This is a genomic window from Pantoea sp. M_10 (assembly GCF_008631515.1).
GTDB classification, from domain to species: domain Bacteria; phylum Pseudomonadota; class Gammaproteobacteria; order Enterobacterales; family Enterobacteriaceae; genus Pantoea; species Pantoea anthophila.
In genome coordinates this window covers 228,183-253,883 of sequence record NZ_VWUL01000003.1, presented here as the reverse complement: position 1 = coordinate 253,883, position 25,701 = coordinate 228,183, and the positions used below count along the sequence as shown (strand labels likewise).

Genomic DNA, 25,701 nt, shown 5'->3' with positions numbered 1-25,701 from the left:
AAATGGAAAAGACATATAACCCGCAAGATATCGAGCAGCCGCTTTACGAGCACTGGGAAAAGCAGGGCTACTTCAAACCGAATGGCGACACCAGCCAGGAAAGCTTTTGCATCATGATCCCGCCGCCGAACGTCACCGGTAGCTTGCACATGGGTCACGCCTTCCAGCAAACCATCATGGACACCATGATCCGTTACCAGCGCATGCAGGGCAAAAATACCCTGTGGCAGGCGGGAACGGACCACGCGGGCATCGCCACGCAGATGGTGGTTGAGCGCAAGATTGCGGCTGAAGAGGGCAAAACGCGCCAGGATTATGGGCGCGATGCGTTCATCGAAAAAATCTGGGAGTGGAAAGCGGAATCCGGCGGCACCATTACCCGCCAGATGCGTCGCCTCGGTAACTCCGTTGACTGGGAGCGCGAGCGCTTCACGATGGACGAGGGCCTCTCCAACGCCGTTAAAGAGGTGTTTGTTCGCCTCTACAAAGAGAACCTGATCTACCGTGGCAAACGCCTGGTGAACTGGGACCCGAAACTGCGCACCGCAATCTCCGATCTGGAAGTGGAAAACCGCGAGAGCAAAGGCTCGATGTGGCATATCCGCTATCCGCTGGCGGATGGCGCTAAAACTGCCGACGGCAAAGATTACCTGGTCGTCGCCACCACCCGTCCGGAAACCCTGCTGGGCGACACCGGCGTGGCCGTGAACCCGGAAGATCCACGCTATAAAGATCTGATCGGCAAATTCGTGATGCTGCCGCTGGTTGGCCGCCTGATCCCGATCGTCGGCGACGAACACGCGGACATGGAAAAAGGCACCGGCTGCGTCAAAATCACCCCGGCTCATGACTTCAACGACTACGAAGTCGGCCGTCGTCATCGCTTACCGATGATCAACATCCTGACCTTTGACGGCGATATCCGCGACCGCGCTCAGGTGTATGACACCAACGGCGAAGCCAGCGATGTCTGCTCCGACGACATCCCGGCCGCCTTCCAGGGCATGGAACGCTTTGCCGCGCGTAAAGCGATTGTCGCCGCGGTGGATGAACTGGGTCTGCTGGATGAGATCAAACCCCACGACCTGACCGTTCCTTACGGTGACCGTGGCGGCGTGGTGATTGAACCGATGCTGACCGACCAGTGGTATGTGCGTACCGCCCCGCTGGCGAAAGTGGCGGTTGAAGCCGTTGAGAACGGTGATATCCAGTTCGTGCCGAAGCAGTACGAAAACATGTACTTCTCCTGGATGCGCGATATTCAGGACTGGTGTATCTCCCGTCAGCTGTGGTGGGGTCACCGCATCCCGGCGTGGTATGACAACGACGGCAACGTCTACGTCGGCCGCACCGAAGACGAAGTGCGCGCGGAAAATAACCTGGCCGCCGATGTGGCGCTGCGTCAGGATGATGACGTGCTGGACACCTGGTTCTCCTCAGGCCTGTGGACCTTCTCTACCCTGGGCTGGCCGGAGAACACCGAAGCGCTGCGCACCTTCCATCCGACCAGCGTGCTGGTCAGCGGCTTCGACATTATCTTCTTCTGGATTGCCCGCATGATCATGCTGACCATGCACTTCATCAAAGATGAAAATGGCAAACCACAGGTGCCGTTTAAAACCGTCTACATGACCGGTCTGATCCGTGATGAAGAGGGTCAGAAGATGTCAAAATCCAAGGGCAACGTGATTGACCCGCTGGATATGGTTGATGGCATCTCGCTGGAAGCGCTGCTGGAAAAACGTACCGGCAACATGATGCAGCCGCAGCTGGCCGAGAAGATCCGCAAACGTACCGAGAAGCAGTTCCCGAACGGCATCGAGCCATCAGGCACCGATGCGCTGCGCTTTACGCTGGCGGCACTGGCCTCAACCGGTCGCGACATCAACTGGGACATGAAGCGCCTGGAAGGGTATCGCAACTTCTGTAACAAGCTGTGGAACGCCAGCCGCTTTGTGCTGATGAACACCGAAGAGCAGGATTGCGGACAGAATGGCGGCGAGATGACGCTGTCGCTGGCGGATCGCTGGATCCTGACCGAGTTCAACCACACGGTGAAAGCCTACCGTGAAGCGCTGGATACCTATCGCTTCGATATCGCGGCGAACATCCTGTATGACTTCACCTGGAACCAGTTCTGTGACTGGTATCTGGAGCTGACCAAGCCGGTCATGAACAGTGGCAGTGAAGCGGAGCTGCGCGGCACCCGTCACACGCTGGTTCACGTACTGGAAGCGCTGCTGCGCCTGGCGCACCCGATCATTCCGTTTATTACGGAAACCATCTGGCAGCGCGTGAAAGGCCTGAAAAACATCAGCGATGACACCATCATGCTGCAGCCGTTCCCGCAGTTTGATGCCGCCAAGGAAGATGCGGAAGCGAAAGCCGATATCGAGTGGATGAAGCAGGCTATCGTTGCCGTGCGTAATATCCGTGCGGAGATGAACATTGCGCCGAGCAAGCCGCTGGATGTGCTGCTGCGTGACTGTTCACCGGCTGCCCAGCGCCGCGTTGAAGAGAACCGTAACTTCCTGTCACGCCTGGCGCGTCTGGAAAGCCTGACCATTCTGCCGGCAGGCGAGAAAGGTCCGGTTTCGGTCACTAAAATTGTGGAAGGCGCAGAGCTGCTGATCCCGATGGCGGATCTGGTCGACAAAACCGCTGAGCTGGAGCGTCTGGCGAAAGAGCTGGTTAAGCTGGATGTGGAAATCGAGAAGATCGAGACCAAGCTGGCGAACGAAGGCTTTGTTTCACGCGCGCCGGAAGCCGTGGTGGCGAAAGAGCGCGAGCGCGTGGCAGACCTGCAACAATCAAAAGCAAAACTGATTGAACAGCAGGCGGTCATTGCGGCATTGTAAGCGTCTTAGCTGACAGCTTATTCATAAAGCCGGGCTTGCCCGGCTTTTTTATTGTTTTCGTACAAATCCGGAAGAGATGATGACGACCAGCGCCACTTCGCTTTTTGACCTCCAGGTGCGGCCGATTACTGCCGCCGATAATCCGCATATCGCTCATGTCATCCGCGTTGTTTCGGCGGAATTTGGCCTGACGGCTGATAAGGGCTATACCGTCTCCGATCCCCAGCTCGACCAGCTGTTTGAGCTCTATAGTGCCGATCAGAGCGCCTACTGGATTGTTGAGTATCAGGGCAAGGTGGTGGGCGGCGGAGGCGTGGCGCCTCTCGCCTGCAGTGCGCCAGACATCTGCGAACTGCAGAAAATGTACTTCCTGCCCGTGGTGCGCGGCCAGGGCCTGGCGCGCGAGCTGGCGCTGCGGGCGATGGATCATGCACGCAGCCACGGCTTCCGTCGCTGCTACCTTGAAACCACCGCCAGCCTGACCCGCGCCATCAGACTCTATGAGTCGCTGGGCTTTGCGCACATCGAGGGCGCGATGGGCTGCACCGGCCATGTGGATTGCGAAGTGCGCATGCTGAAGACCTTATAAGCCGCGCTCCACGTAACGCATATCGTTGATGGACTCGATTTTGAACTGCCCGTTATCGGTGTAGCGCAGCAGCGTCACGCTGGCATTCTTAAGCTGCTCGCGTAACGAAGTATCGCCCAGCGCCTGCAGCAGCGTGGTGATAGCCATACCGTGACTGACCACCAGCACATTGCCTCCGCCCTGCTGCTGCGCCTGCTTCGCGATTGCCGTAATACTCTCCACCATGCGCTTAGCTACCTGCTGATAGGTTTCGGCCTGGCCGGAGGATTTAATCCCTGGCAGCGATGGCGTGCCTGCGGCTTCCGCCTCATGAATCGCATCGATCATCCTGTCCATCTGAATTTTACCGGCGCTGAATGCCTCCAGCAGCGCCGTGTCGGAGGGATAACCCGCCTGAAGGGCGGCAGCGGTAATCAGATTTTTATCCAGATCGCCTTCATAAAGGCCAAATCCCACCTCGCGCAGCCCTTTCATCTCCTTCAGCACAGGCGGATTTTTCCAGTTCTTCATCACCAGCTGCGCGGTTTCTCTCGCCCGACCCGAATCGCTGGACCAGGCCGCGACGAAGGGCAACGGCTGTAAACCCCGCCCCAGTTGCTCTGCAACCGCGGCGCCGGAAGCGGTCAGCGGCGTATCGGCCCATCCCTGAGCGCGATGCACTGTGTTAAACATGGTCTTGCCATGCCGGGTCACATAGAGCATCACATCCGCGGCCCAGGCGGAGCCGGCAGTGCTGACGGAGATGAGGGCAATTAACATCAGGGTTTTCAGTTTCGTTTTCATTTTACTCTCCGGGTTAAAAAAGATTGAATTTATATTGAATGACCACTTCGGCGGATAAACTGCGGGAGCGCTGAACTTTTCCCTGACTATTCAGGCGCGGAGTCTCTTTACTGTTTTTATATGACCAGCCATAACCGGTCAGCGTAAACAGCGTCAGATTTTTAAAGGAGGGATGCTGATTACTGAACTGATTAATTAATGAAACCTCGCCAGTTCGTACAAGATTATTACGATAATGGAACTGACCATAATTAAGCTGTATTCCACTGCTGATCCCCTTTGTGATTTCATACTGACTCAGAGAGACCAGCGCCAGCTCTCTGTCACGCATATAATCTTTGCCCGCGGAGGTCAGTGAAGTGAAACGTCCCCGGGTATTTTTAGTCAGGGGTCGGGCATAATATCCCACCGCCTGCTTTTTAGGGGCGGAGGTCCAGCCAGCAGCCAGCCTCTGCGTCCAGGCGCCCTGCTTCCAGATGGCCTCCCCGACATAGTGCCATGCCTGGTGATCAAAGGTTCTTTTGCTGGCGGGCATACTTTTATACTTTTCCAGCGCCTGGCTGCCATAGATCTGCGAAGCCAGTGACCAGTGTGGCGAGAGGGAATAGCCTGCCTCAATGACATGGCGGCGCTGATAGCGTTCGGCCTCACCAAACGCATAGGCCAGCGCGTGACCGCTATCTTTGTAGCTCAGCGCCGCGGTGTAAATGGCGTCGATTTTTTGCCGGGCCTGGGTTTGCAGCGCCAGCGTTTTACCCGAGTCGTGCCGTATGGCTTTGTTAACCATGGCAAGATCCAGCCGGGTATTCTGCCACGTCACGGCACCGCTGTAGCCGGCATAGCTGTTGCGCGACAGGCGATCCGTGGTCGTCAGCACACCGATATTTTTCAGCTCCTGCCAGCCCGCCTTCCCCTCGAACCGCAGCGCGCGGTTGCCGAGCTTCAGCTTAAGATAGCGCTGACTGAACTTGCTGAAGCCATGCGCATCCCGCTTTTCCATGTTCCCGCCGCTGTCATAGAGCAGACCGCGCGTGGAGAAGTAGTCGCTGGCGCCCAGGCGTACGGCGCGGGTATAGGTCGCATCAAACCCGAGCAGGTCCCACTGATAACCGGAACGAAAATCGAACGTCGCGGCCTGGCCCCAGGCATTGTGAACCGCAGTGGGCTGTGCTTCGTTCTCCTTGAGATACTTCCAGTGATTGCGCAGTCTGAGATCGAGCGCAGCGTCACGCCATAATCCGGAGGAGGTCTGAATGCCGGACGCATTAACATTTCCCCAGCAAAGGGTCAAAAATAGCGAAACAAATAACAGAGAATAACGTTTTCCTTTCATTATGAAGTCCTTCACCTGGCGATATTAAAAATCCGTCACCCCATGACAATAAGGGTGACCTGGTGCCGTTAACCCATAAAAAAAAACCGACCCACTGCCCTCTGTTAAAAAGGGCAGCGAGTCGGGTTTTGCTTAAAAAAATAACAATCCCGCACTGACTCCGGGACTATATTTATTTAAGGGCGGAAAGTCAGCGTAAAAAAGCCGTTATGTGATAGGTGGCACAAAATATCTTTTTCTGCCAGCGTGATTTAAAATAAAGCGTTACACAGCGCGTTATTTAAAACAGCGCCACGCAGGAAATATAAACGCGATCACCCAATCAGAAAAAGAGACACCCCGATCAGGGTGTCCTCAGGGATTCACCAGGCGGGTACGCCGCTGTGAAAACGCAGCTCCGTGTCCGGCTCGCTAATCAGCTTCGCCTCGACCCGGCCAATCGCCTGCACCCGTGGCGCGATATCTTTTGCCGCGATCTGCGCGGCCAGCGTCAGGTAATCCTGATAGTGGCGCGCCTCGGAGCGGAGGAGCGACAGATAGAACTTCGCCAGCTCATCATCCAGCCAGGGAGCCAGACTGGCAAAACGTTCGCAGGATCGCGCCTCAATGTAAGCGCCGCAAATCAGCTTATCCACCAGCGTTTCAGGCTCATGGGTGATCACCTCACGCAGCAGGGATTTTGCATAGCGGCTGGAGGTGATCTTCTGATAGACCAGTCCGCGTGACTGCATAATCTCCCACACCTGATAGAAGTGATGCAGCTCCTCTTTAATCAGCAGCACCATCTTTTCCACCAGCTCATCGGCCCAGGGCAGCGCATTGCGCACGATGATGCGTTTCGTCAGATTTTTATGGGCATTGATAAAGTCGCTGTCGCCATCTTCGCGGAAGATGAAGTCTTCATAGGGTTTCAGCCAGGCGAGAATCGCCTCGCCGCTCGGCTTGTCAGCCACATACTTACGGATTAACCATACCGCGGTCTGCGCGGCTTTCAGTTCGCACACCAGATGGTCGGTCAGCAGCAGGGTCAGGTTTTCCGGCTTGCGCGCCTCATCAATCCAGGCTTGCGGCGTGCGGCAGTGCAGAAACTGACAGATCGGTTCGAGTAGCGGTGCGTAATTCATGATGTCAGAACAGAGCAGGAGAAGGTAAGAGGCGGAGAGGGCTCCGCCCGGGCGACTTAGTGGCGAACACCATCATCATCTTCATCGTCGATAGCGTCGTCATCTTCCTCTTCGGCATCGGGATCTTCGAAATAGGTGCCCCAGCCGTCATAATCGACGTTGTATTTACCGACCAGGTTAACCAGCTGCTCAACCTGCACATCGATCAGTTCCGCTTTCAGCGCCGATTCGCTGAGGATGTCAACGCACATGACGGTCGTGCCATCTTCCAGCTCCAGCTCTTCCGGCTCGGTCACTTCATAACCCAGCTTAAAGGCGTCAACGGCCGCTTTTTCCAGCGAATCAAAATTATTGCATGAGAGATGGTGCTCGATGGTATAGAGCGCATCGGGATCGCTGCCATCCTCCAGCAGTTCTTCGATAATCTGCCGCGTCTCTTCACGCTGCTCTTCCAGCAATGCTTCATATGCCATAACGATGTTCCTCTCTGAGTTCGGCAATAAACCGCTATTTTCCCACACTGCCTGTCGCGCCACTACACAAAACGACAAGTTTATTGGCGCCCGCTCTTGAAAATGCATATTCATACGGTTAGATTGAATTTTAATTCACTTTAATGATTACCGGAGTGTTGTATGAGTCAGCTGTATCAGCGCCATTTCCTCAGGCTTCTGGATTTTACCCCCGCCGAAATGGATTACCTGCTTACCCTTTCCGCTGAATTAAAGCAGGCGAAAAAAAGCGCCAGCGAAGTGCAGTACCTGAAAGGCAAAAACATCGCGCTCATCTTCGAAAAAGACTCGACCCGTACCCGATGCTCTTTCGAAGTTGCCGCTTACGATCAGGGTGCTAACGTCACTTATCTCGGCCCGAGTGGCAGCCAGATCGGCCATAAAGAGTCGATGCGCGACACGGCGCGGGTGCTGGGCCGGATGTACGATGGCATCCAGTATCGCGGTTACGGTCAGGCGCTGGTTGAAACGCTGGCGGAACATGCCGGTGTGCCGGTCTGGAACGGTCTGACAGACGAATTTCACCCGACCCAGCTGCTGGCCGACCTGCTGACCATGCAGGAGCACCTGCCGGGCAAAAAACTCAGTGACATGACGCTGGTCTATGTCGGCGACGCACGCAACAACATGGGCAACACCATGCTGGAAGCGGCGGCGCTGACCGGACTGGATCTGCGCCTGGTGGCCCCGGAAAGCTGCTGGCCCGAGGCGCAACTGGTGGCTGAGTGCCGTGAGGTCGCCCGTCAGACCGGCGGTACCATCACCCTCACCGACAATATTGCCGACGGCGTCAAAGGCGCAGACTTCATCTACACCGATGTCTGGGTGTCGATGGGCGAAGCCAAAGAGGTCTGGGCAGAGCGTATCGCCCTGCTGCGTGACTATCAGGTTAACCGGGCGATGCTCGATCTGACCGGCAATCCGCAGGTGAAATTCCTGCACTGCCTGCCCGCTTTCCATGACGATCAGACCACGCTGGGTCAGCAGATGGCGGAGCAGTACGATCTGCCTAACGGCATGGAGGTGAGCAACGAGGTGTTTGAGTCGGCGCACAGCATTGTCTTTGACCAGGCCGAGAACCGGATGCACACCATCAAAGCGGTGATGGTGGCCACGCTGGGCCAGCGCTGATCGTCCGGCGGCAGGCGGGCTGACGCCACAGGTTGTCACTCGTCAGCCGCCCTGGCCCACTCCGCAGCGCAAACGTTTTCCCTTGCTGCGCCACCGCGAACGGGTATAATGCGCCCCAATTTGCCGGAGGAAATATGCGACAGCACAGCGGACAATTTGACGCGCCATCACGCCTGACCGCAGGCGGTGCTGCTGTTTCTTTCGGTCATCGACCCGATCATAAAAAAGCCCCTTAAGCAGGGGCTTTTTTTTGTCCGCAATCCGGCCGCGCAGAGGAGAGAGTTATGGCTAACCCGCTATACCGCAAGCACATCATTTCAATTAACGACCTCAGTCGTGAAGAGCTGGAGCTGGCGCTGCACACCGCCGCTCAGCTGAAAGCCCATCCGCAGCCGGAACTGCTGAAGCACAAGGTGATTGCCAGCTGCTTCTTTGAGGCCTCGACCCGCACCCGCCTGTCGTTTGAAACCGCCATTCACCGTCTGGGTGCCTCAGCGGTGGGCTTTGCTGACGGCAGCAACACGTCACTGGGCAAAAAAGGCGAAACCCTGGCCGACACCATTTCCGTCATCGGCACCTATGTGGATGCGATTGTGATGCGTCATCCGCAGGAGGGCGCGGCGCGGCTGGCGACGGAGTTTTCCGGCGGCATCCCGATTCTGAACGCCGGTGACGGGGCCAACCAGCATCCGACCCAGACCCTGCTCGACCTCTTCACCATCCAGGAGACCCAGAGCCGCCTGAATAACCTGAACGTGGCGATGGTGGGGGATCTGAAATATGGCCGCACCGTGCACTCCCTGACCCAGGCGCTGGCGAAGTTTGATGGCAACCGCTTCTTCTTTATCGCGCCCGATGCGCTGGCGATGCCCGCCTATATCACCGACATGCTGGACGAGAAGAGTATTCCCTGGTCACGTCACGACAGCTTTGAAGAGGTCATGCCGCAGCTCGATATTCTTTACATGACGCGGGTGCAGAAAGAGCGGCTCGATCCGTCTGAATATGCCAACGTCAAAGCGCAGTTCATCCTCCGCGCCGCCGATCTCGCCACGGCGCGTGACAACATGAAAGTGCTGCACCCGCTGCCGCGCATCGACGAAATCACCACCGATGTCGACAGCACCCCTTACGCCTGGTATTTCCAGCAGGCGGGTAACGGCATCTATGCACGCCAGGCTCTGCTGGCACTGGTTTTAAACAGCGAACTCGCCCTGTAAGGAGATCTCATCATGACGCAGGACAACAAATTGCAGGTCGAAGCGATCAAACGCGGCACGGTCATCGACCACATTCCGGCACAGATCGGCTTTAAGCTGCTCTCTCTGTTCCGGCTGACCGAAACCGACCAGCGCATCACCATCGGCCTGAATCTGCCGTCGGGCGAGATGGGCCGCAAAGATTTGATCAAGATTGAAAACACCTTTCTCACCGACGATCAGATCAATCAGCTGGCGGTCTATGCGCCCGATGCCACGGTTAACCGCATCGACGACTATGAGGTGGTGGCCAAGATCGCCCCGACGCTGCCGGATCGCATCGAACGGGTGCTGACCTGTCCCAACAGCAACTGCATCAGCCGCAGCGAGCCGGTCTTCTCCAGTTTTGCTGTGAAGCAGCGCGCCGACGATGTGCATCTCAAATGCAAATATTGCGAAAAAGAGTTCGCCCGCCACGTGGTGCTGGGTCACTGGTAATCGCCCTGCCCGACCTTATAATGGGCAACACCGGCGGCACCGCCGCCTGACGACATAATTAAAGGAGCCATGATGTCCCGTGAAATCAGTACTGAGAAAGCCCCTGCCGCGATCGGTCCCTATGTTCAGGGCGTCGATCTGGGCAGCATGATCATCACCTCAGGTCAGATCCCGGTCGATCCGGTCACCGGCCAGGTGGCGGATGACATTGCCGCACAGGCGCGTCAGTCGCTGGAGAATGTGAAGGCGATTGTGGAAGCGGCGGGCCTGAAGGTGGGCGATATCGTGAAGACCACGGTGTTCGTGAAGGACCTGAATGATTTTGCCACGGTCAACGCCACCTACGAGGCGTTTTTCACCGAGCATGACGCACACTTCCCGGCGCGTTCCTGTGTCGAAGTGGCGCGTCTGCCAAAAGATGTGAAGATTGAAATCGAAGCGATCGCGGTCCGTCGCTGATTCGTTCGTCCGCCTCTCTCCGCCGCGCAGGCCGGAGAGAGGCGGTAACACGCTTAACGCTTAGCCGGTCGCCACAGCCACAGTACGGCTATCGCCAGCGCAAACAGTACGCCAAACCCGACGCCCGTTGCGACAGCAGGCGCACCCGCCTTTATCGCCAGCGTATAGAGCCCCAGCATCACCAGCATCGCGCTGTTCTCACCGAGATTCTGCACCGCAATCGCGTTGCCGGAACCCACGCTCTCTTTGCCCCGCGCCTGCAGCAGCGCGTTCAGCGGCACCACAAAGAAACCGCCCAGCGCGCCAATCAGCATCAGCAGGAGATAGGCGCTGACTAGCGAATGCTGCAGCGAGAAGACGACGACCATCACGCCAATCAGGACGCCCGCGGGCATGCAGCGGCGCACCGTCTCCAGCGTCACCAGCTTCGCCGCCGCCGCCGCTCCCAGCACAATTCCGATCGCCACCATCGCATTCAGGGTGGTGGGAGTGGTGTTGTCGCTGATGCCCAGCGCCACCGGCACCCACAGCACCAGCAGGAAACGCAATGTCACGCCAGCGCCCCAGAAGAGGCTGGTGCCGAGCAGCGAGAAGCGCGTCTCTGCGTCGCGCCACAGCAGCCCAACGGCATCGAAAAAGCGGCGCACCATGACGCCCGGCCGCCAGCTCTGGCCTGGCCGCGCCGCCTGCAGTTTCGGGATAAAGAGGTTCGCAGCGACCGCAATGCCGTAGGTGAGCGCACAGATCCCCAGCGCCGCCAGCAGATGCCAGTCCGCCAGCATTCCGCCCGCCACCGAGCCGAGCAGAATGGCGGCGATGGTCGAGCCCTCCATCAGCCCGTTGGCTTTCACCAGCTTCTCGCCGTGGGTAATCTCACCCAGGATGCCATATTTGGCCGGGGAATAGGCGGCCGCCCCCGCGCCGACCAGGGTATAGCCGATGAACGGATTGAAGCCGAAGCAGATGGTCAGCGCCCCCAGCAGCTTCAGGCTGTTGGCGAGCATCATCACCCGCCCTTTTGCCATGCTGTCCGCCACCTGACCAACAAAAGGCGCCAGCAGAATGTAGGCCGCGACAAAGAGCATCTGCAGGATCGGCTGGCTCCAGTCGGGATAGAACTGGCTTTTCAGCAGCGCCAGCGTGGCAAACAGCAGCGCGTTATCGCCGAAGGCGGAAAAGAACTGGGCGACAATCACGGCGATCATGCCGCGTGACATCAGCGGTGCAGTGCGATCAGGGCTCATGTCTGCTCCTCTTCCGCCATCTTTTTCAGCGTCACATAGTCAGGTTTCCCGCTGCCGAGCTGCGGCAGCTGTTTCACCACCCGGATGTCGCGCGGCAGCGCCAGATCCGGCGCGCCCAGCTCGCGTGCCGCTTTCTGCAGCGTGTCGCGCGCCAGTTCAGCGTCGGTGGTGAAGAGCACCAGCGCTTCGCCGCGCTGCCCATCGGGACGCAGTGAGGCGGCGTGCTGTTTGTCCGGCGACGCTTTCAGGGCGATCTGCTCAACGATCTCCAGCGACACCATCTCACCGGCAATCTTGGCAAAGCGTTTGGCACGGCCCTGAATCTGGCAGAAACCGCCTTCATCAAAGCTGACGATATCGCCGGTGTCATACCAGCCCGCCTCCCTATTGCCTTCACCATCGTCGGCGACCGGCGCTTCGAGTACGCCAGGGTTTTCGACCCGCAGATAGCCCTTCATCACGTTTGGCCCGCGCAGCTGCAGCCGTCCGCCGTTCTCGATGCCCGGCACCGACATCAGCCGTGAATCCATGCCCGGCAGAATCCGTCCGACGGTGTGCGCCTTCGTCGCCATCGGCACGTTGATGGCGACCACCGGCGCACACTCGGTGACGCCATAGCCTTCAAGGATGCGGATGCCGTACTTCTCCATATAGAGCTGGCGGGTGTTCTCCTGCAGCTTCTCGGCCCCCGCCACCACATAGCGCAGGCGGGCAAAATCGTACGGCGCGGCAAAGCGCGCATAGTTGCCCAGGAAGGTGGAGGTGCCAAACAGCACGGTGCAGTTGCGGTCATAGACCAGCTCCGGCACGATGCGATAGTGCAGCGGGCTGGGATAGAGAAAGACCTGCGCGCCGGTCATCAGCGGCGTAAACAGGCCGACGGTCAGGCCAAAGGCATGAAACAGCGGTAGCGCCGACATAAAGCGATCGCGCGGCGTGAAGTCCGCCACGGTGCGGATCTGTTCGACGTTCGCCAGCAGGCTTTTATGCGAATGCACCACCCCTTTGGGATTGCCCTCCGAGCCGGAGGTAAACAGCACCATCGCGGCATCTTCCGGCTGCTGCGGCAGCTGGGCGCGGCGCGGCATCAGCAGGTGCGCGACGATCCAGAGTTTATCTTTCGTGGTCACCGTCTCTTTCAGATCTTCCAGATAGATCCACTGCACCTCACCGAGCCCCTGCGGCAGATGCCACAGGTTGCCTTTCTCCAGGAACTGCCGTGAGGTGAAGACCGTTTTAATCTGCGCGGCGGTCAGCGCCGCCCGCATACCGTTCACGCCTGCGGTGTAGTTAAGCATCGCCGGAACGCGACCACGCAGTGAGGCACCGAAAATCGCCGCGGCCGTCACGGTGGTATTCGGCAGCAGCAGCCCCACCACTTCACGCGGCTGACTATAGCGCTCCAGAATCCGGCCCACGCCCAGCGACTTTTTCAGCAGTCCGTTGTAGCTGTCAGGTTTGAAACTGACATCTTCGATGCAGCGCTTAAACGCGCCGTAGCGGGTTCGTGCGGAGAGCAGCGCCTCAAACAGGGTTTCACGCGGACGCACCGCCATGCGCGCTTCCATCATGATATGGTGCAGATGCTCCCCGGCCAGCATACGCCGGTCGCGCGCCCGTTTCGCCTCCGGCATCGGAATGCGCGTGGCGGGCAGCACAGAGAGGGTGATGCGCGGGAACAGGCGGCGTTTGAACACGCCCGCCAGGCGACCAAACGGCGTGAACTCTGCGCCTTCAATCCGCATCGGCACCACGTTTGCACCCGAGCGGGCCGCGACAAAGCCCGCCCCGCTGTAGATCTTCATCAGCGAGCCGGTGACGGTAATCCGCCCTTCCGGGAAGATCACCACCGGACGGCCACTGTCGATCAGCCGCACCAGCTGCTTCAGCGCCATCGGCCGGGTCGGGTCCAGCGGCACAAAGTCGATAAACGGCCTGACCAGGCGCATAAACCAGCTTTCGCCGATGGTCGAGTAGATGGCGAAGACCGGTCTGACCGGCAAAAATAGCGCCAGCAATATGCCGTCGAGAAACGACATATGGTTCGGCGTGATCAATACCTTCTGTTTATGCAGTTCGGCGACGTCGCCACGCAGTTCGACCCGCCATAACAGGCGGAAGATGAGGCGCAAGAGTGTGAAAACCATGCCGGCTCCTTAGCATCGGGGAAAAATAGGCCCTCACGATGCAGGATTTGAGGCAGTTCGACAACAGAATTATCGCCAAACCGACACCGCATCAGGGTGCCTGCCAGCCACCGCCGAGGGCGGCCCACTGCGTGTCTGACCACATCCGTCAGAGGCACGCCGGACAGGCAAAAAAAAACCCACGCTTCTGCGTGGGTTGGTGTAATAACAGGGTCTCACCGCCGAAGCGGTGTTGTTTTCACACCCATCAATACCTCTGGGATCGCTATCGTCGCACTGATTTGCCCTGCGGTGACAGCGTGAAAACGCAACCGAATTCGGGGAAGTGCAACGAGGTGTGAAAATTAGCCACCCCGCGCTTACACTCTGATTTGTCTAGGATTTATCTGAAGCGCCGGTGACCGGCTTGCTGTAGATTGCGTCCGGCGCGATGTTCATGTGCTTCAGCACCGGCCCCATAATGTTGCCGAACACCGGTGCGGCCACCGAGCCACCGAAGTGATCGCCCGCCGTCGGATGGTTAATCATCACCACCAGCGCCACTTCAGGATGACTGGCGGGCGCGAGACCGGCGGTGTAGTTGACGTAGCCGCCATCATATTTGCCGCTGGTGCCCATCTTTTCCGCCGTACCGGTTTTGGTTGCCAGCCGGTAGCCCGGCACCGCCGCCTTCACCCCGGTGCCGCCCGGCAGCACGTCGCTCTCCAGCATATGCACCACCTCTTTGACCGTTTCCGGATTCGCGACCTGCTTGCCCAGAACCGGCGGCGTCACGCGGGTGATCGACAGCGGACGGTAGACACCATAGGAGCCGAGCGTGGCATATTCACGGGCAATCTGCAGCGGCGTGACGCGCAGACCATACCCGAACGAGAAGGTGGCGCGTTCGATATCGGCCCAGCGGGCGCGATGCAGCGGGAAGTAGCCCACACTTTCGCCGGTCAGGCCTAAGCCGGTTGGTTTACCCAGTCCGAACGCATGGTAGGTGTTGACCAGCGCTTCGGCGGGCATCGCCAGCGCCATATGCGAGACGCCGATGTCACTCGACTTCTGCAGGATGCCGGTCATGGTCAGGCGTGGCCAGTGGCCGACGTCGCGGATCAGGTGCCCGTTAACCCGATAAGGCGTGGTGTCGATCACCGAGTCGGGCCGCACCAGATGGCGCTCAAGCGCCTCCATGACCACTAAGGGCTTGACGGTTGACCCCGGTTCGTAGCTGTCGTTAATGGCCGAGTTACGCATCTGCGCCGGCGTGGCCCCTTCATAGTTGTTGGGGTTGAACGACGGATAGGAGGCCATCGCCAGAATCTCGCCGGTGTCGATCTTCACCAGCACGGCGGCGCCGGAATCCGCTTTGTTGAGCAGTACGCCGTCGCGCAGTTTGCTGTAGAGGGTGTACTGATCGTATTTGTCGATGCTGAGCTGCACCGTTGGCGGCTGCGTTGGCGGCTGATAGTTAATCATCGAGATAATGTTGCCCGCCGCATCCTGACGATAGACCTCTTTGCCCGGCTCGCCCTGCAGCACCTTATCAAAGCCTTTTTCCAGCCCGTTCAGACCGACGTTATCGGCCCCGACGATGCCGATCAGCGGCGCAGAGGCTTCGCTCATCGGATAGAAGCGGCTGTCATCATAGACTTCGCTGATCCCCTTCAGCTTCAGCTCTTTAATATCTTTGGCGATCCCCAGTTCGATTTTGCGCCCCAGGTAGAGAAAGCGGCGTTTCGGGTTGGCGGTGATCTGCGCGGCCAGCACGTCGGGACGGGTGTTGAGCGCCGAGGCAAGATAGGCCCATTTGGCACTGGTAAAATCGGGGTTGCTCTCCAGCACGCGCTGCGGATCGGCGATCACATCGCGCGACGGCACGCTGAGCGCCAGGGCTTCGCCGTTACGATCCAGCAGGGTGCCGCGACTGGTAGGCAGCGTGACGGTTCGCAGCGATCGCTGATCCGCTTCGTGCTCCAGCATCGGCTGATTCAGGAACTGCAGGTCCGCGACGCGCGCCAGCAGCACCACCAGACAGGTCATCACACCCAGGCAGATCAGCCGGAATCGGAAAGGGTTAAAGGGGGCTTTTATCTGGTCTTTTCCCAGTAGTTTTTTAATCCGGGGCATGGCGTTCCGCTGCGCAAAATAAAGAAAAGGGGCTAAGCCAGCAGTTATAAAGAAAGCGCGGTCCGGATAACAGGAAAACTGTGTATCAGTTCGTTATCGGACACCGGTTGGCGGCAAAAAAAAACCTGCGCATCTGCGCAGGTTGGTGTAATCAAGAAAATCTATTGATGTTCACCCATCAATACCTCTGGGACCCTGACTGTAGCAAGGGCGATTGATCGGCTGCCATCACTCAAACGCAACAGTTACCGGCAAAATGTAACCAGCCATGAGATCTTTACGCTATTCTGCAATCCTGATGTTTTTTGATTTCCACCAGGCAACTCATGGCGTTTGGCCCCTGGGTCAGCGACGAGGTACCGATGTCGAGCGTAAGGACGTTAGGGTTCCCTGCGCGATCGTAAGGCTGCCACGCCTGGCCAAAGCCGGGATCAAACCAGGCCCCGGTGGCGATGATCACCACGCCCGGCGTAACCCCGTCGGTGATCCGCACACCCGCGAGCATCACCCCGCGAGCGTTGCTCACCTCGATCTCATCGCCCTCTGTCAGCCCGCGTGCCGCCGCATCCTGCGGATGCATGTAAAGCGTTTCGTGGCCGGCGGTTTTATTCCCCTGCACCGTATCGGTGGCGTCCAGCTGACTGTGCAGCCGGTCGGCAGGCTGAATGGAGATCATGTGCAGCGGATAGTCGCGGCTGACCGGCGATCCCAGCCACTCCTGCGGCTCACGCCACTCCGGATGCCCGGCGAAATCGTCCAGCTCATAATCCGCAATGGTCTGGCTGAACAGCTCAATTTTGCCGCTGGCCGTTTTAATCGGATTCGCCTGCGGATCGGCCCGGAAATCCTCCATAAACTGATAAGGCTTGCCGCCTTCGGGGATTTCCACAAATCCGCGCTGCCAGAACTCATCAAATTCCGGAAAATCGATCCCTTTACGCTGATGTGCCGTGGCGCACTGCTGATAGAGATGCGCAATCCACTGCATCTCGTTGCGCCCTTCGGTGAAGGTGTCGCGGTAGCCCAGGCGCTCCGCCAGGTCAGCAAAGATATCGAAGTCGTTACGCGCCTGATGCTGCGGTTTAATCGCCTGATGCATTGCCAGCACAAAGCGGTCGCGTGACGAGCCGCCGATGTCGTTGCGCTCCAGCGTGGTGGTCGCGGGCAGGACGATATCCGCCATCCGGGCGGCAGGCGTCCAGACGATATCCTGCACCACCACCGTATCGGGCCGCTGCCAGCCCGCCACCAGCCGGTTCAGCTGCTGATGATGATGGAAAGGATTGCCGCCCGCCCAGTGCACCATGTGAATGTCGGGATAGTGCAGCGTCTCGCCCTGAAAACGGTAAGGCTGACCGGGATTGAGCAGCATATCGCTGATCCGGGCCACCGGAATCGACAGCCCGGCGGGGTTAGGACCGGTGCTCATCATCGGGGCAGGCCCCTCCTGACGCGGGTTACCGACGCTGTTCATCGAGCCGTGACCAAATGAGAAACCGGCTCCCGGCAGACCCGGCTGACCGAGCATCGACGACAGCGCAATCATCATCCAGTAAGGCTGTTCGCCGCGATGGGCGCGCTGAACCGAATAGGAGCAGGTAATAAAGCTGCGCTTGCCGATCAGCTGCTGCGCCAGCTGCACAATACGATCGGCCGGAATGCCGGTAATGCGGCTGGCCCAGCCGGCGGTTTTCGCCACGCCATCCGTCTCGCCCAGCAGATAGGCACGCAGCTGCGGCCAGCCGGTGCAGTGACTGGCGAGAAACGCCTCATCCACTGCGCCACGCTGGTTGATCTCATACCCCAGCGCCAGCATCAGTGCCACGTCGGTATTAGGGCGAATCGGAATCCACTCGGCGTTTACAAATTCCGGGCAGTCATCCCGCATCGGACTGATGTTAATCACCGGCGTGCCTCTGGCCGCCAGCTGCTGCAGCGCCGGTTTCAGGCTGTGCTGCCCCGCTCCGCCGGAGGCAACCTGAGCGTTTTTCAGCGCCAGTCCCCCGAACGCGACAAAAATCTCAGCATGTTCGACCACCTGCGGCCATTCGGTCACGCGGCCGGTCAGTGGCATATAGGTGCCAATCACATAGGGCAGGAAGAACTGCGCGGCTCCCCAGCTATAGTTGCCCTGCTGATCGACGCCGCCGCCGCCCTGAAAATAGAAGCGGCGCACCAGGGTGCGGGCGTGGTTAACGCGACCGGCCGATGACCAGCCGTAGGAACCGTTGAAAATGCCTGAGGCTCCATAGCGCTCACGGACGCGGCGATTCTCTTCCGCCACCAGGTCCAGCGCGGTCTCCCAGTCAACGGCAACAAAGTCTTCGCGGCCACGCAGCGTGCGGTCGCTGTTTTCGCGTGACTTCAGCCACGAGCGCCGCACCATCGGCTGACGGATGCGTTTGTCGGAATAGACCAGTTCTGGAATGGTGTGGATCATCGGTGACGGATCGGCATCGGCGAAGAAAGGTTCGCAGCCCGTCAGGCGATCGTTTTCAGTGACGGCGGTAAAGGCGCCCCAGTGCGCCAGGTGTGGCACTTTGGTTTTCATCGTTGTTTTTCACGGTAGCCAGGGGGGACAGGGAGCATAACATGGGGCGGCCTCTCAGCAGAAGATGTGCCTGCGGGTCCGATTTTGCCCCTTTTTGCGACGACGCTGGCATTCTGTCGGGTTGATGTGTCTGCCCTTTTCCGTAACACTGATGCGATGTGTAAACGTTTTCCCCCGGACAGGTCAACGCATGGCTACCATAAAGGATGTTGCGCGACTGGCTGGCGTTTCTGTCGCCACAGTCTCCCGTGTAATCAATAATTCTCCCAAAGCCAGCGACAGCTCCCGACAGGCCGTAGGCCAGGCGATGGAGCAGCTTCAGTATCACCCGAATGCCAACGCACGCGCGCTGGCGCAGCAATCGACCGAAACGCTGGGTCTGATTGTGGGCGACGTCTCCGACCCCTTTTTTGGCGCCATGGTGAAAGCCGTGGATGAGGTCGCAGGCGACACCGGTAACTTTCTGCTGATTGGTAACGGTTACCATAATGAGCAAAAAGAGCGGCAGGCAATTGAACAGCTGATGCGCCACCGCTGTGCGGCGCTGGTGGTTCACGCCAAGAAAATTCCCGATGCGGAGCTGGAAGTGCTGATGAAGCAGGTGCCCGGTATGGTGCTGCTGAACCGGCTGATAAAAGGCTTTGAAAAGCGCTGTATTGCGCTCGACGACCGCTACGGCGCCTGGCTGGCGACCCGTCATCTCATCCAGCTTGGCCACCAGAATATCGCTTTTATCTGTTCGACCCACACCATCTCTGATGCCGAAGATCGCCTGCAGGGCTACTACGATGCGCTGAAGGAGCATGGCCTGCCCTGCAGCGATCGGCTGGTCACCTGGGGCGAACCGGATGAGGTGGGCGGTGAGCAGGCGATGACAGAACTGTTAGGGCGCGGCAGGAACTTTACCGCCGTCGCCTGCTACAACGACTCCATGGCGGCAGGCGCGCTGGCGGTGCTGAGCGACAACGGCGTGCGCGTGCCGGAAGAGATGTCGCTGATTGGCTTCGATGATGTGCTGGTGTCGCGCTATGTGCGTCCGCGCCTCACTACCGTGCGCTATCCGATTGTCACCATGGCGCAGCAGGCGGCTCAGCTGGCGCTGGCGCTGGCCAACGACCAGCCGCTGCCGGAAGTCACCCATATGTTCAGCCCGACGCTGGTGCGCCGCCATTCGGTAAGCGGCCCGGCCTGACGTCACGGCGGCGGGTCCGGCGCATCCGCGCTCCCCGCCGCTCCCCCGCACCAGACGGTAACCTGCCCTTTCTTTTTATACCCGCCAGCACGATCCACTATGTAGAGCCTTCTTTGTTTCAGGTCAAAACCGCGCGCATTAATTTCCGGAAATCACTACATGTAGGGAATAGAATTCACGGAACCCCAATATGTGGTTCATGGAGAGAAAAATGGCGACGGTGGTAATCAAACGTGATGGGTGCCGGACAGGCTTCGATGCGCAGCGTATTGAGCATGCGGTGTTGGCGGCGGCACGGGCCGTAAAGGTCGATGACAGCGCCTGGTGCGCGCAGGTCGCTGAGCGCGTCGCGGCGCAGCTGGCCAATCGTCCGGAAGTGGAGATCGGTGAGATTCAGTGCGCAGTCGAAGAGACGCTGATGGCAGGCCCCTGGCCGCAACTGGCTCGCGCCTATATTGAATACCGTCACGATCGCGATGTGGCCCGCGATCGGCAGAGCCAGTTGCATCACGCCATTCGCGGGCTGGTCGATCAGACCAACGCCGCGCTGCTGAATGAGAATGCCAACAAAGACAGCAAAGTGATCCCGACGCAGCGCGACCTGCTGGCCGGGATCGTGGCGAAGCACTATGCGCAGCAGCAGATCCTGCCGCGCGATGTGGTGCTGGCGCACGAGCGCGGCGAGATCCACTATCACGATCTCGACTACTCCCCCTTCTTCCCGATGTTCAACTGCATGCTGATCGATCTCAAAGGCATGCTGACCAACGGTTTCAAAATGGGCAATGCCGAGATCGAGCCGCCCAAATCGATCGCCACCGCCACCGCCGTGACGGCCCAGATCATCGCGCAGGTCGCCAGCCACATTTACGGCGGCACCACCATCAATCGCATCGATGAGGTGCTGGCACCGTTTGTTAAGCAGAGCTATGCCCGGCATCTGGCGATCGCGGAACAGTGGCAGATCCCACAGGCAGAAGCGTATGCGCGCCAGCGCACCGACAAAGAGTGCTATGACGCCTTTCAGTCGCTGGAGTATGAGGTGAATACCCTGCACACCGCCAACGGACAGACTCCGTTTGTCACCTTTGGTTTTGGTCTGGGAACGGACTGGGCAGCCCGCCTGATCCAGCAGTCGATTCTGCGCAACCGCCTGGCCGGACTCGGTAAAAACCGTAAAACCGCCGTCTTTCCCAAACTGGTGTTCACCATTCGCGAAGGCGTTAACCGGCGTGCAGGCGACGTTAACTATGACATCAAACAGCTGGCGCTGGAGTGTGCCAGCAAGCGGATGTATCCCGACATCCTCAACTACGATCAGGTGGTGAAAGTCACCGGCTCGTTTAAAACCCCGATGGGCTGCCGCAGTTTTCTTGGCGTCTACGAAGAGAACGGCGAACAGATCCATGAGGGCCGTAACAATATCGGGGTGATCAGCCTCAATCTGCCGCGCATCGCGCTGGAAGCGGGCGGCGATGAAGCGCGCTTCTGGCAACTGCTGGATGCGCGTCTGCTGCTGGCGAAGCGGGCGCTGATGACGCGGGTGGCGCGGCTGGAGAAAACCAAAGCGCGCGTGGCCCCCATCCTCTACATGGAAGGGGCCTGCGGTGTCCGGCTCAACGCCGATGATGAGGTGGGGCCGATTTTCCGCAATGGCCGCGCCTCCCTGTCGCTGGGCTACATCGGCCTGCATGAAACCCTGAATGCCCTCAGCGGCGGCCAGAAGCACCCCTATGATGACGCGGCGCTGCGCGCCAAAGGGGTGGAGATCATCGCCTATCTGCGCGCTGCCACCGATCGCTGGAAAGCCGAAACCCATTACGGCTTCAGCCTCTACAGCACGCCGAGCGAGAATCTCTGTGACCGCTTCTGCCGTCTGGACGCGGCGCAGTTTGGTCTGGTGGCGGGTGTGACGGACAAGGGCTACTACACCAACAGCTTCCATCTCGACGTTGAGAAGAAGGTGAATCCCTACGATAAAATCGACTTCGAAGCCCCCTATCCACCGCTGGCGAATGGCGGATTCATCTGTTACGGCGAATACCCGAACGTGCAGCACAACCTCAGGGCGCTGGAGGATGTCTGGGACTACAGCTACGACCGCGTGCCCTATTACGGCACCAATACCCCGATTGATGAGTGCTACGACTGCGGCTTCAACGGCGAGTTTACCTGCACCAGCCGCGGCTTTACCTGTCCGCAGTGCGGCAATCACGATCCGGCGCGCGTCTCCGTCACCCGGCGGGTCTGCGGCTATCTCGGCAGCCCGGATGCGCGGCCCTTTAACGCCGGAAAACAGCAGGAAGTGCAGCGCCGGGTGAAACATCTGGCAGAAGGACCGCTGGGATGATGCATATCCATCGCTACTACGATGTGGATATCGTTAATGGCCCCGGCACCCGCTGCACGCTGTTTGTCGCCGGTTGTGAACATCAGTGTCGCGGCTGCTACAACCAGAGTACCTGGCGAACCGACTCGGGCGTGCCTTTCACGCTGGCGATGGAGGAGCAGCTGCTGGCGGATTTGCAGGACACGCGCATTCCACGTCAGGGATTGTCGCTGAGCGGCGGCGATCCGCTGCATCCGCACAACGTGCCACACATTCGCCGTCTGGTGAAGCGGGTGCGCCAGAGCTGTCCCGGTAAAGATATCTGGCTCTGGACCGGTTACCGGATGCAGGAGCTGAATGCCGCGCAGCGCGCCGTGCTGATCTATCTCGACGTGCTGATAGATGGCCGTTTTGTCGAAGAGGAGAAGGATGCCTCGCTGCCCTGGCGCGGCAGCTGCAATCAGATCCTCTGGCAGTTACGCTGAGTGACGCGGGATGTCGCCCGACTCAATGATAGTGACGCTTTCGCCCGCCGGCGTGAACGCCTGCTGATGCAGACAGCGGGCCACGTCACGTGCGCTCACCGCCCGCCAGTGACCCGGCAGCAGAGAAAAGAGCGGGGCCATCAGGCGTTCCCCCGGACGCGTCTGCGCCCGATCGCCCAGCAGTAACGAAGGCCGTACCAGCGTCAGGTGCGGCCAGCCCTGATGGCGCAATGCGTTTTCCATTTCGCCTTTCACGCGACTGTACAGGAAAGGTGAGTGACGGCTGGCACCGTGGGCACTCACCACCAGCATCTGTTTTGCCCCCAGCCGCAGTCCGCTCAATCCGCTGTCCACCACCAGGGTGTAATCGACGTGAATAAACGCCGCTTTGCTGCCCGCCTGCCGGCGCGTGGTGCCCAGACAGCAGAACACCGTATCCAGCGAAGAGTGCAACGGCCCGAGTACATCGGTCAGGTCGGCCTCCACCGGGTTGACGACCTTACGCAGGACAGGCAGCGGACGACGGGTTGGCGCGATGATCTCATCGACGCGCGGATCCTCAATCAGTAAGCGCAGCAGATGCGACCCGACTAAGCCGGTGGCTCCGGTCAGTAATACGCGATTCATCTCAGATTCATCCTTATTTCACTGCTGACAGCTTAAAAGATAGCTGATCTTAACGGTCTGGCTTGCGTTCTCGCCCATAGCGGCCAGGCTTAAATCCTGATCCGGAAAGCGCGCCTCGCGCTCCACTGCTTTAAGGAGGAAACAAAATGAGCAAGAAAGTTGCGGTTTTGATTACCGATGAATTTGAAGACTCAGAATTTACGTCACCTGCTGAGGTCTACAAACGCGCCGGGTTTGAGGTAGTGACCATTGAGAACCAGGCCGGAAATGTCGTAAAAGGCAAAAAAGGCGAAGCCGAAGTGACCATCGATCGCAGCATTGACGACGTCAGCCCGGCTGAGTTTGATGCGCTGCTGCTGCCAGGCGGTCACTCGCCGGATTCGCTGCGTGGCGATGACCGCTTTGTCGCCTTCACCAAAGAGTTCGTCGCCAGCGGCAAGCCTATCTTTGCTATCTGCCACGGACCCCAGCTGCTGATCAGCGCCAACGGCGTGCGTGGTCGCAAGATGACCACCGTAAAAGCCGTTGCCATCGACCTGATCAACGCCGGTGCCGACTTCCATGATAAGGAAGTGGTGGTTGACGGCGATAAGCTGGTGACCAGCCGCACCCCGGCCGATTTACCCGCCTTCAATCGCGAATCTCTGCGTATCCTCGAAGCGCTGTAAATCCGTTGCGCCCTTTTCGCTGAAAAGGGCGTTTCAGCTTTCCCGCAGCCAGCTGATCTTCTTACCAAATCCCAGCGCATTGTCGGTCATCTTCACCTCATCAAGCTGAATCTCCCACAGCGGTGCTGAGACTTTGCGCGACACCGGAAACCGTTTCTGATAGGCGGCTCTGGCGACCTTCTCCGTTTCCTCCTCCAGCCGCACAATCCGGCCACGATACTGCACCCCTTTTATCAGCAGCACGCTTCTGGGCTGGCCATTGACGGTGCCCGCGACCTGCGGATTCTTCAGCATCAACGCCCCGTGACGGGTGTCGGGCTCAGTCATAATCCAGAACACCATGCGCGCTTCATCGAAGACGTAGTAGCAGTTGGCGCACCAGAGTTGATCGTCGGCGGCAGAGCAGAGAGAAAGCACGTGTTGCTTTCGGAGATAGCGAACCAGATGGGCGTGATCGGACAAGGTAAACTCCTGGCGATGCACCGGAGCGTGAAGCGCGCTACACTGCCCGGCACCTTTTTTTGGGAAATGATTGCGAATGAGTCAGCAGTGGCAACTCTACATCGTCCGTACGGCGAAAGGGAGCCTGTACACCGGCATCACCACAGATGTGATGCGCCGGTTTGATCAGCACCAGACCGGACGCGGCGCCCGCGCGTTGCGCGGCAAAGGTCCGCTGGCGCTGGTGTTTCACTGTGATGCAGGTGACCGTGCCAGCGCCTCCAGACTGGAGTATCAGGTCAAGCAGCTGACCCGTCAGCAGAAACTACAGTTAGTGGCGGGTCAGCCGGTCAGCCTGGAGAGCTGGCTGGGTATTACAGCAGGCGATTAAAGGGCTCGGCGAAGTCGATCTCCCCGTCTGCGCCCTCAAACGCCGTCTCTGCCAGGCGATAGACCTGGAACGTCGCCTCGCTGTCCGGCCAGCGGCTGTGCAGGCCGACGCGGGCTGCCGGTTCAAAGCCAAAGCGGCTGAAGAATGCCGGATCGCCCAGCACGACCACCGCGCTGTAACCGAACTCGTTGAGGGTATCCAGTCCTTCATAAATCAGTTTGCTGGCAATGCCCTGCCCGCGCAGCGTCTCATCCACCGCCAGCGGGGCCAGCGCCACCCAGCCACGATCTTCACCTTTAACGCTGACCGGACTGAATGCAGCATAACCCAGCACCTGTCCCTCATCGTCAGTGGCGACCACGCCTAAGGTTAACAGGCCATCTTCGCGCAGCGACTGCGTCAGTTCCGCCTCGGCGGGCGACGTGAAACAGCGTCTGAGCAGCGTGTCGATGCCTGCGGCATCCACGCCAATTTCGCTACGGATCAACATAGGGCACCTGCGCGTGCCTGTCCGGCCTTCGCGTCCTGTTTCATCCCGGCGTCGACAAAGGCCGCCATCTGCTGAATTGCCGTGCGTAACGCGGTGGGCATAGCCTCGGGTTCAATAGCATCCATTACGTTCTTCACCTCAAGTCCCAGCTCAGTGTCCCCTTCAATCACCAGACGGCGTTGAAAGAAGAGCATGTCGGGATCTGCTTTACGTGCTGCCACCAGCAACAAATCATTGGCATTGCCCCGAAACCAGACATCCGCTTCGGACTGTTGCAATACCACCAGCCGGCCGTCCTGCAGCGTGGTAATCCATTGCAGATTGAGATCGGCAATCCCGATACCCAGCAGGCGACCTTCCAGAAAGTCTAACTCACCTTCAGCTAAAGCATGACGAAATTGCCAGTTTAAGAGTTGTTGCAGAAGCCGCTTCTTGACCGGGAATGGGGTAAGCGCTGCGGGTAAGCCTAAGATTTCCGGAGCCTTTTTTACAAAATGGGCATGAATCCGCTTTAACACTTGTGTCCCTCCCTTCA

At 59.0% G+C, this 25,701-nt stretch carries 23 protein-coding genes; 11 read left to right on the top strand and 12 right to left on the bottom strand.

Annotated elements, in window-relative coordinates; all coding sequences use genetic code 11:
- Positions 1–2 precede the first annotated feature (2 nt).
- Entirely contained in the window at positions 3–2,858 is a 2,856-nt protein-coding gene (locus F3I47_RS11000) for a valine--tRNA ligase (RefSeq protein WP_046101111.1), read from the top strand.
- Between the two features lie 79 nt (positions 2,859–2,937).
- Positions 2,938–3,447, top strand: coding sequence for a GNAT family N-acetyltransferase (locus F3I47_RS10995; RefSeq protein ID WP_150028781.1), 510 nt, complete (start codon positions 2,938–2,940; stop codon positions 3,445–3,447).
- Here F3I47_RS10995 and F3I47_RS10990 read toward each other — a convergent pair.
- The 4 genes from F3I47_RS10990 to rraB form a co-directional block, all read right to left on the bottom strand.
- Positions 3,442–4,230, bottom strand: a complete 789-nt coding sequence (locus F3I47_RS10990) for a histidine phosphatase family protein (protein WP_140028782.1) — start codon at positions 4,228–4,230, stop codon at positions 3,442–3,444. The genes F3I47_RS10995 and F3I47_RS10990 overlap by 6 nt on opposite strands.
- 13 nt (positions 4,231–4,243) lie before the next feature.
- Entirely contained in the window at positions 4,244–5,563 is a 1,320-nt protein-coding gene (locus F3I47_RS10985) for a hypothetical protein (RefSeq protein WP_150028706.1), read from the bottom strand.
- 362 nt (positions 5,564–5,925) lie between these two features.
- Entirely contained in the window at positions 5,926–6,687 is a 762-nt protein-coding gene (locus tag F3I47_RS10980; RefSeq protein WP_009092364.1) for a tRNA-(ms[2]io[6]A)-hydroxylase, read from the bottom strand.
- A 56-nt stretch (positions 6,688–6,743) separates the two neighbouring features.
- Positions 6,744–7,160: a ribonuclease E inhibitor RraB gene (rraB, locus tag F3I47_RS10975; protein ID WP_009092365.1), complete on the bottom strand. Its 417-nt coding sequence runs from the start codon at positions 7,158–7,160 to the stop codon at positions 6,744–6,746.
- Between the two features lie 162 nt (positions 7,161–7,322).
- Between rraB and argF the strand changes: the two genes are divergently transcribed.
- The 4 genes from argF (at position 7,323) to ridA (ending at position 10,486) form a co-directional block, all read left to right on the top strand.
- Positions 7,323–8,330, top strand: a complete 1,008-nt coding sequence (gene argF, locus F3I47_RS10970) for an ornithine carbamoyltransferase (RefSeq protein ID WP_140028780.1) — start codon at positions 7,323–7,325, stop codon at positions 8,328–8,330.
- Positions 8,331–8,614: 284 nt separating this feature from the next.
- Complete coding sequence (gene pyrB / locus F3I47_RS10965; RefSeq protein WP_009092369.1) at positions 8,615–9,550, top strand: aspartate carbamoyltransferase; 936 nt, start codon at positions 8,615–8,617, stop codon at positions 9,548–9,550.
- A gap of 12 nt (positions 9,551–9,562) precedes the next feature.
- Positions 9,563–10,027 carry an aspartate carbamoyltransferase regulatory subunit gene (gene pyrI, locus F3I47_RS10960; protein ID WP_009092371.1) on the top strand — a complete coding sequence of 155 codons (465 nt, stop codon included), beginning with the start codon at positions 9,563–9,565 and terminating at the stop codon, positions 10,025–10,027.
- A 72-nt stretch (positions 10,028–10,099) separates the two neighbouring features.
- On the top strand, positions 10,100–10,486 hold the full coding sequence (gene ridA, locus F3I47_RS10955; RefSeq protein ID WP_058957616.1) for a 2-iminobutanoate/2-iminopropanoate deaminase: 387 nt from the start codon (positions 10,100–10,102) through the stop codon (positions 10,484–10,486).
- Positions 10,487–10,539: 53 nt separating this feature from the next.
- Here ridA and lplT read toward each other — a convergent pair whose 3' ends face one another.
- From lplT to F3I47_RS10935, 4 genes are all read right to left on the bottom strand, one after another.
- The gene (gene lplT, locus F3I47_RS10950; protein ID WP_009092375.1) at positions 10,540–11,730 is read right to left on the bottom strand and encodes a lysophospholipid transporter LplT; all 1,191 of its coding nucleotides are present in this window, start codon (positions 11,728–11,730) and stop codon (positions 10,540–10,542) included.
- Complete coding sequence (aas, locus tag F3I47_RS10945) at positions 11,727–13,877, bottom strand: bifunctional acyl-ACP--phospholipid O-acyltransferase/long-chain-fatty-acid--ACP ligase (protein WP_150028707.1); 2,151 nt, start codon at positions 13,875–13,877, stop codon at positions 11,727–11,729. The genes lplT and aas overlap by 4 nt, the downstream gene beginning before the upstream one ends.
- A gap of 375 nt (positions 13,878–14,252) precedes the next feature.
- The gene (locus tag F3I47_RS10940) at positions 14,253–15,992 is read right to left on the bottom strand and encodes a penicillin-binding transpeptidase domain-containing protein (RefSeq protein WP_150028708.1); all 1,740 of its coding nucleotides are present in this window, start codon (positions 15,990–15,992) and stop codon (positions 14,253–14,255) included.
- Between the two features lie 277 nt (positions 15,993–16,269).
- Positions 16,270–18,543 (bottom strand): molybdopterin guanine dinucleotide-containing S/N-oxide reductase, encoded by a 2,274-nt coding sequence (locus F3I47_RS10935; RefSeq protein WP_150028709.1) that lies wholly within the window; start codon positions 18,541–18,543, stop codon positions 16,270–16,272.
- A 190-nt stretch (positions 18,544–18,733) separates the two neighbouring features.
- On the opposite strand from F3I47_RS10935, the gene galR reads away from it, so the two are divergent.
- The 3 genes from galR (at position 18,734) to nrdG (ending at position 22,549) form a co-directional block, all read left to right on the top strand.
- Positions 18,734–19,735: an HTH-type transcriptional regulator GalR gene (gene galR / locus F3I47_RS10930; protein WP_009092386.1), complete on the top strand. Its 1,002-nt coding sequence runs from the start codon at positions 18,734–18,736 to the stop codon at positions 19,733–19,735.
- A 211-nt stretch (positions 19,736–19,946) separates the two neighbouring features.
- The gene (nrdD, locus tag F3I47_RS10925) at positions 19,947–22,085 is read left to right on the top strand and encodes an anaerobic ribonucleoside-triphosphate reductase (protein ID WP_150028710.1); all 2,139 of its coding nucleotides are present in this window, start codon (positions 19,947–19,949) and stop codon (positions 22,083–22,085) included.
- A complete protein-coding gene (gene nrdG, locus F3I47_RS10920; RefSeq protein WP_150028711.1) occupies positions 22,082–22,549 on the top strand; it encodes an anaerobic ribonucleoside-triphosphate reductase-activating protein in 468 nt (155 codons plus the stop codon). Before nrdD ends, nrdG begins: the two co-directional genes overlap by 4 nt.
- On the opposite strand, the gene F3I47_RS10915 is transcribed toward nrdG, so the two are convergent.
- Positions 22,541–23,176, bottom strand: a complete 636-nt coding sequence (locus F3I47_RS10915) for an NAD(P)H-binding protein (protein WP_009092389.1) — start codon at positions 23,174–23,176, stop codon at positions 22,541–22,543. The two genes, nrdG and F3I47_RS10915, sit on opposite strands and share 9 nt — an antisense overlap.
- Positions 23,177–23,322: 146 nt before the next feature.
- On the opposite strand from F3I47_RS10915, the gene F3I47_RS10910 reads away from it, so the two are divergent.
- Positions 23,323–23,844, top strand: a complete 522-nt coding sequence (locus F3I47_RS10910) for a type 1 glutamine amidotransferase domain-containing protein (protein ID WP_009092391.1) — start codon at positions 23,323–23,325, stop codon at positions 23,842–23,844.
- A 33-nt stretch (positions 23,845–23,877) separates the two neighbouring features.
- Here F3I47_RS10910 and F3I47_RS10905 read toward each other — a convergent pair whose 3' ends face one another.
- The gene (locus F3I47_RS10905) at positions 23,878–24,306 is read right to left on the bottom strand and encodes a YhbP family protein (protein WP_046101095.1); all 429 of its coding nucleotides are present in this window, start codon (positions 24,304–24,306) and stop codon (positions 23,878–23,880) included.
- Positions 24,307–24,382: 76 nt separating this feature from the next.
- Here F3I47_RS10905 and F3I47_RS10900 point away from each other — a divergent pair, with 76 nt between their 5' ends.
- Positions 24,383–24,676: a GIY-YIG nuclease family protein gene (locus tag F3I47_RS10900; RefSeq protein ID WP_009092393.1), complete on the top strand. Its 294-nt coding sequence runs from the start codon at positions 24,383–24,385 to the stop codon at positions 24,674–24,676.
- Here F3I47_RS10900 and F3I47_RS10895 read toward each other — a convergent pair.
- Together F3I47_RS10895 and F3I47_RS10890 are read right to left on the bottom strand one after the other, a co-directional pair.
- On the bottom strand, positions 24,660–25,166 hold the full coding sequence (locus F3I47_RS10895) for a GNAT family N-acetyltransferase (protein ID WP_009092394.1): 507 nt from the start codon (positions 25,164–25,166) through the stop codon (positions 24,660–24,662). The two genes, F3I47_RS10900 and F3I47_RS10895, sit on opposite strands and share 17 nt — an antisense overlap.
- Positions 25,160–25,684, bottom strand: coding sequence for an SCP2 domain-containing protein (locus F3I47_RS10890; RefSeq protein ID WP_009092395.1), 525 nt, complete (start codon positions 25,682–25,684; stop codon positions 25,160–25,162). Before F3I47_RS10890 ends, F3I47_RS10895 begins: the two co-directional genes overlap by 7 nt.
- Positions 25,685–25,701: the final 17 nt, after the last annotated feature.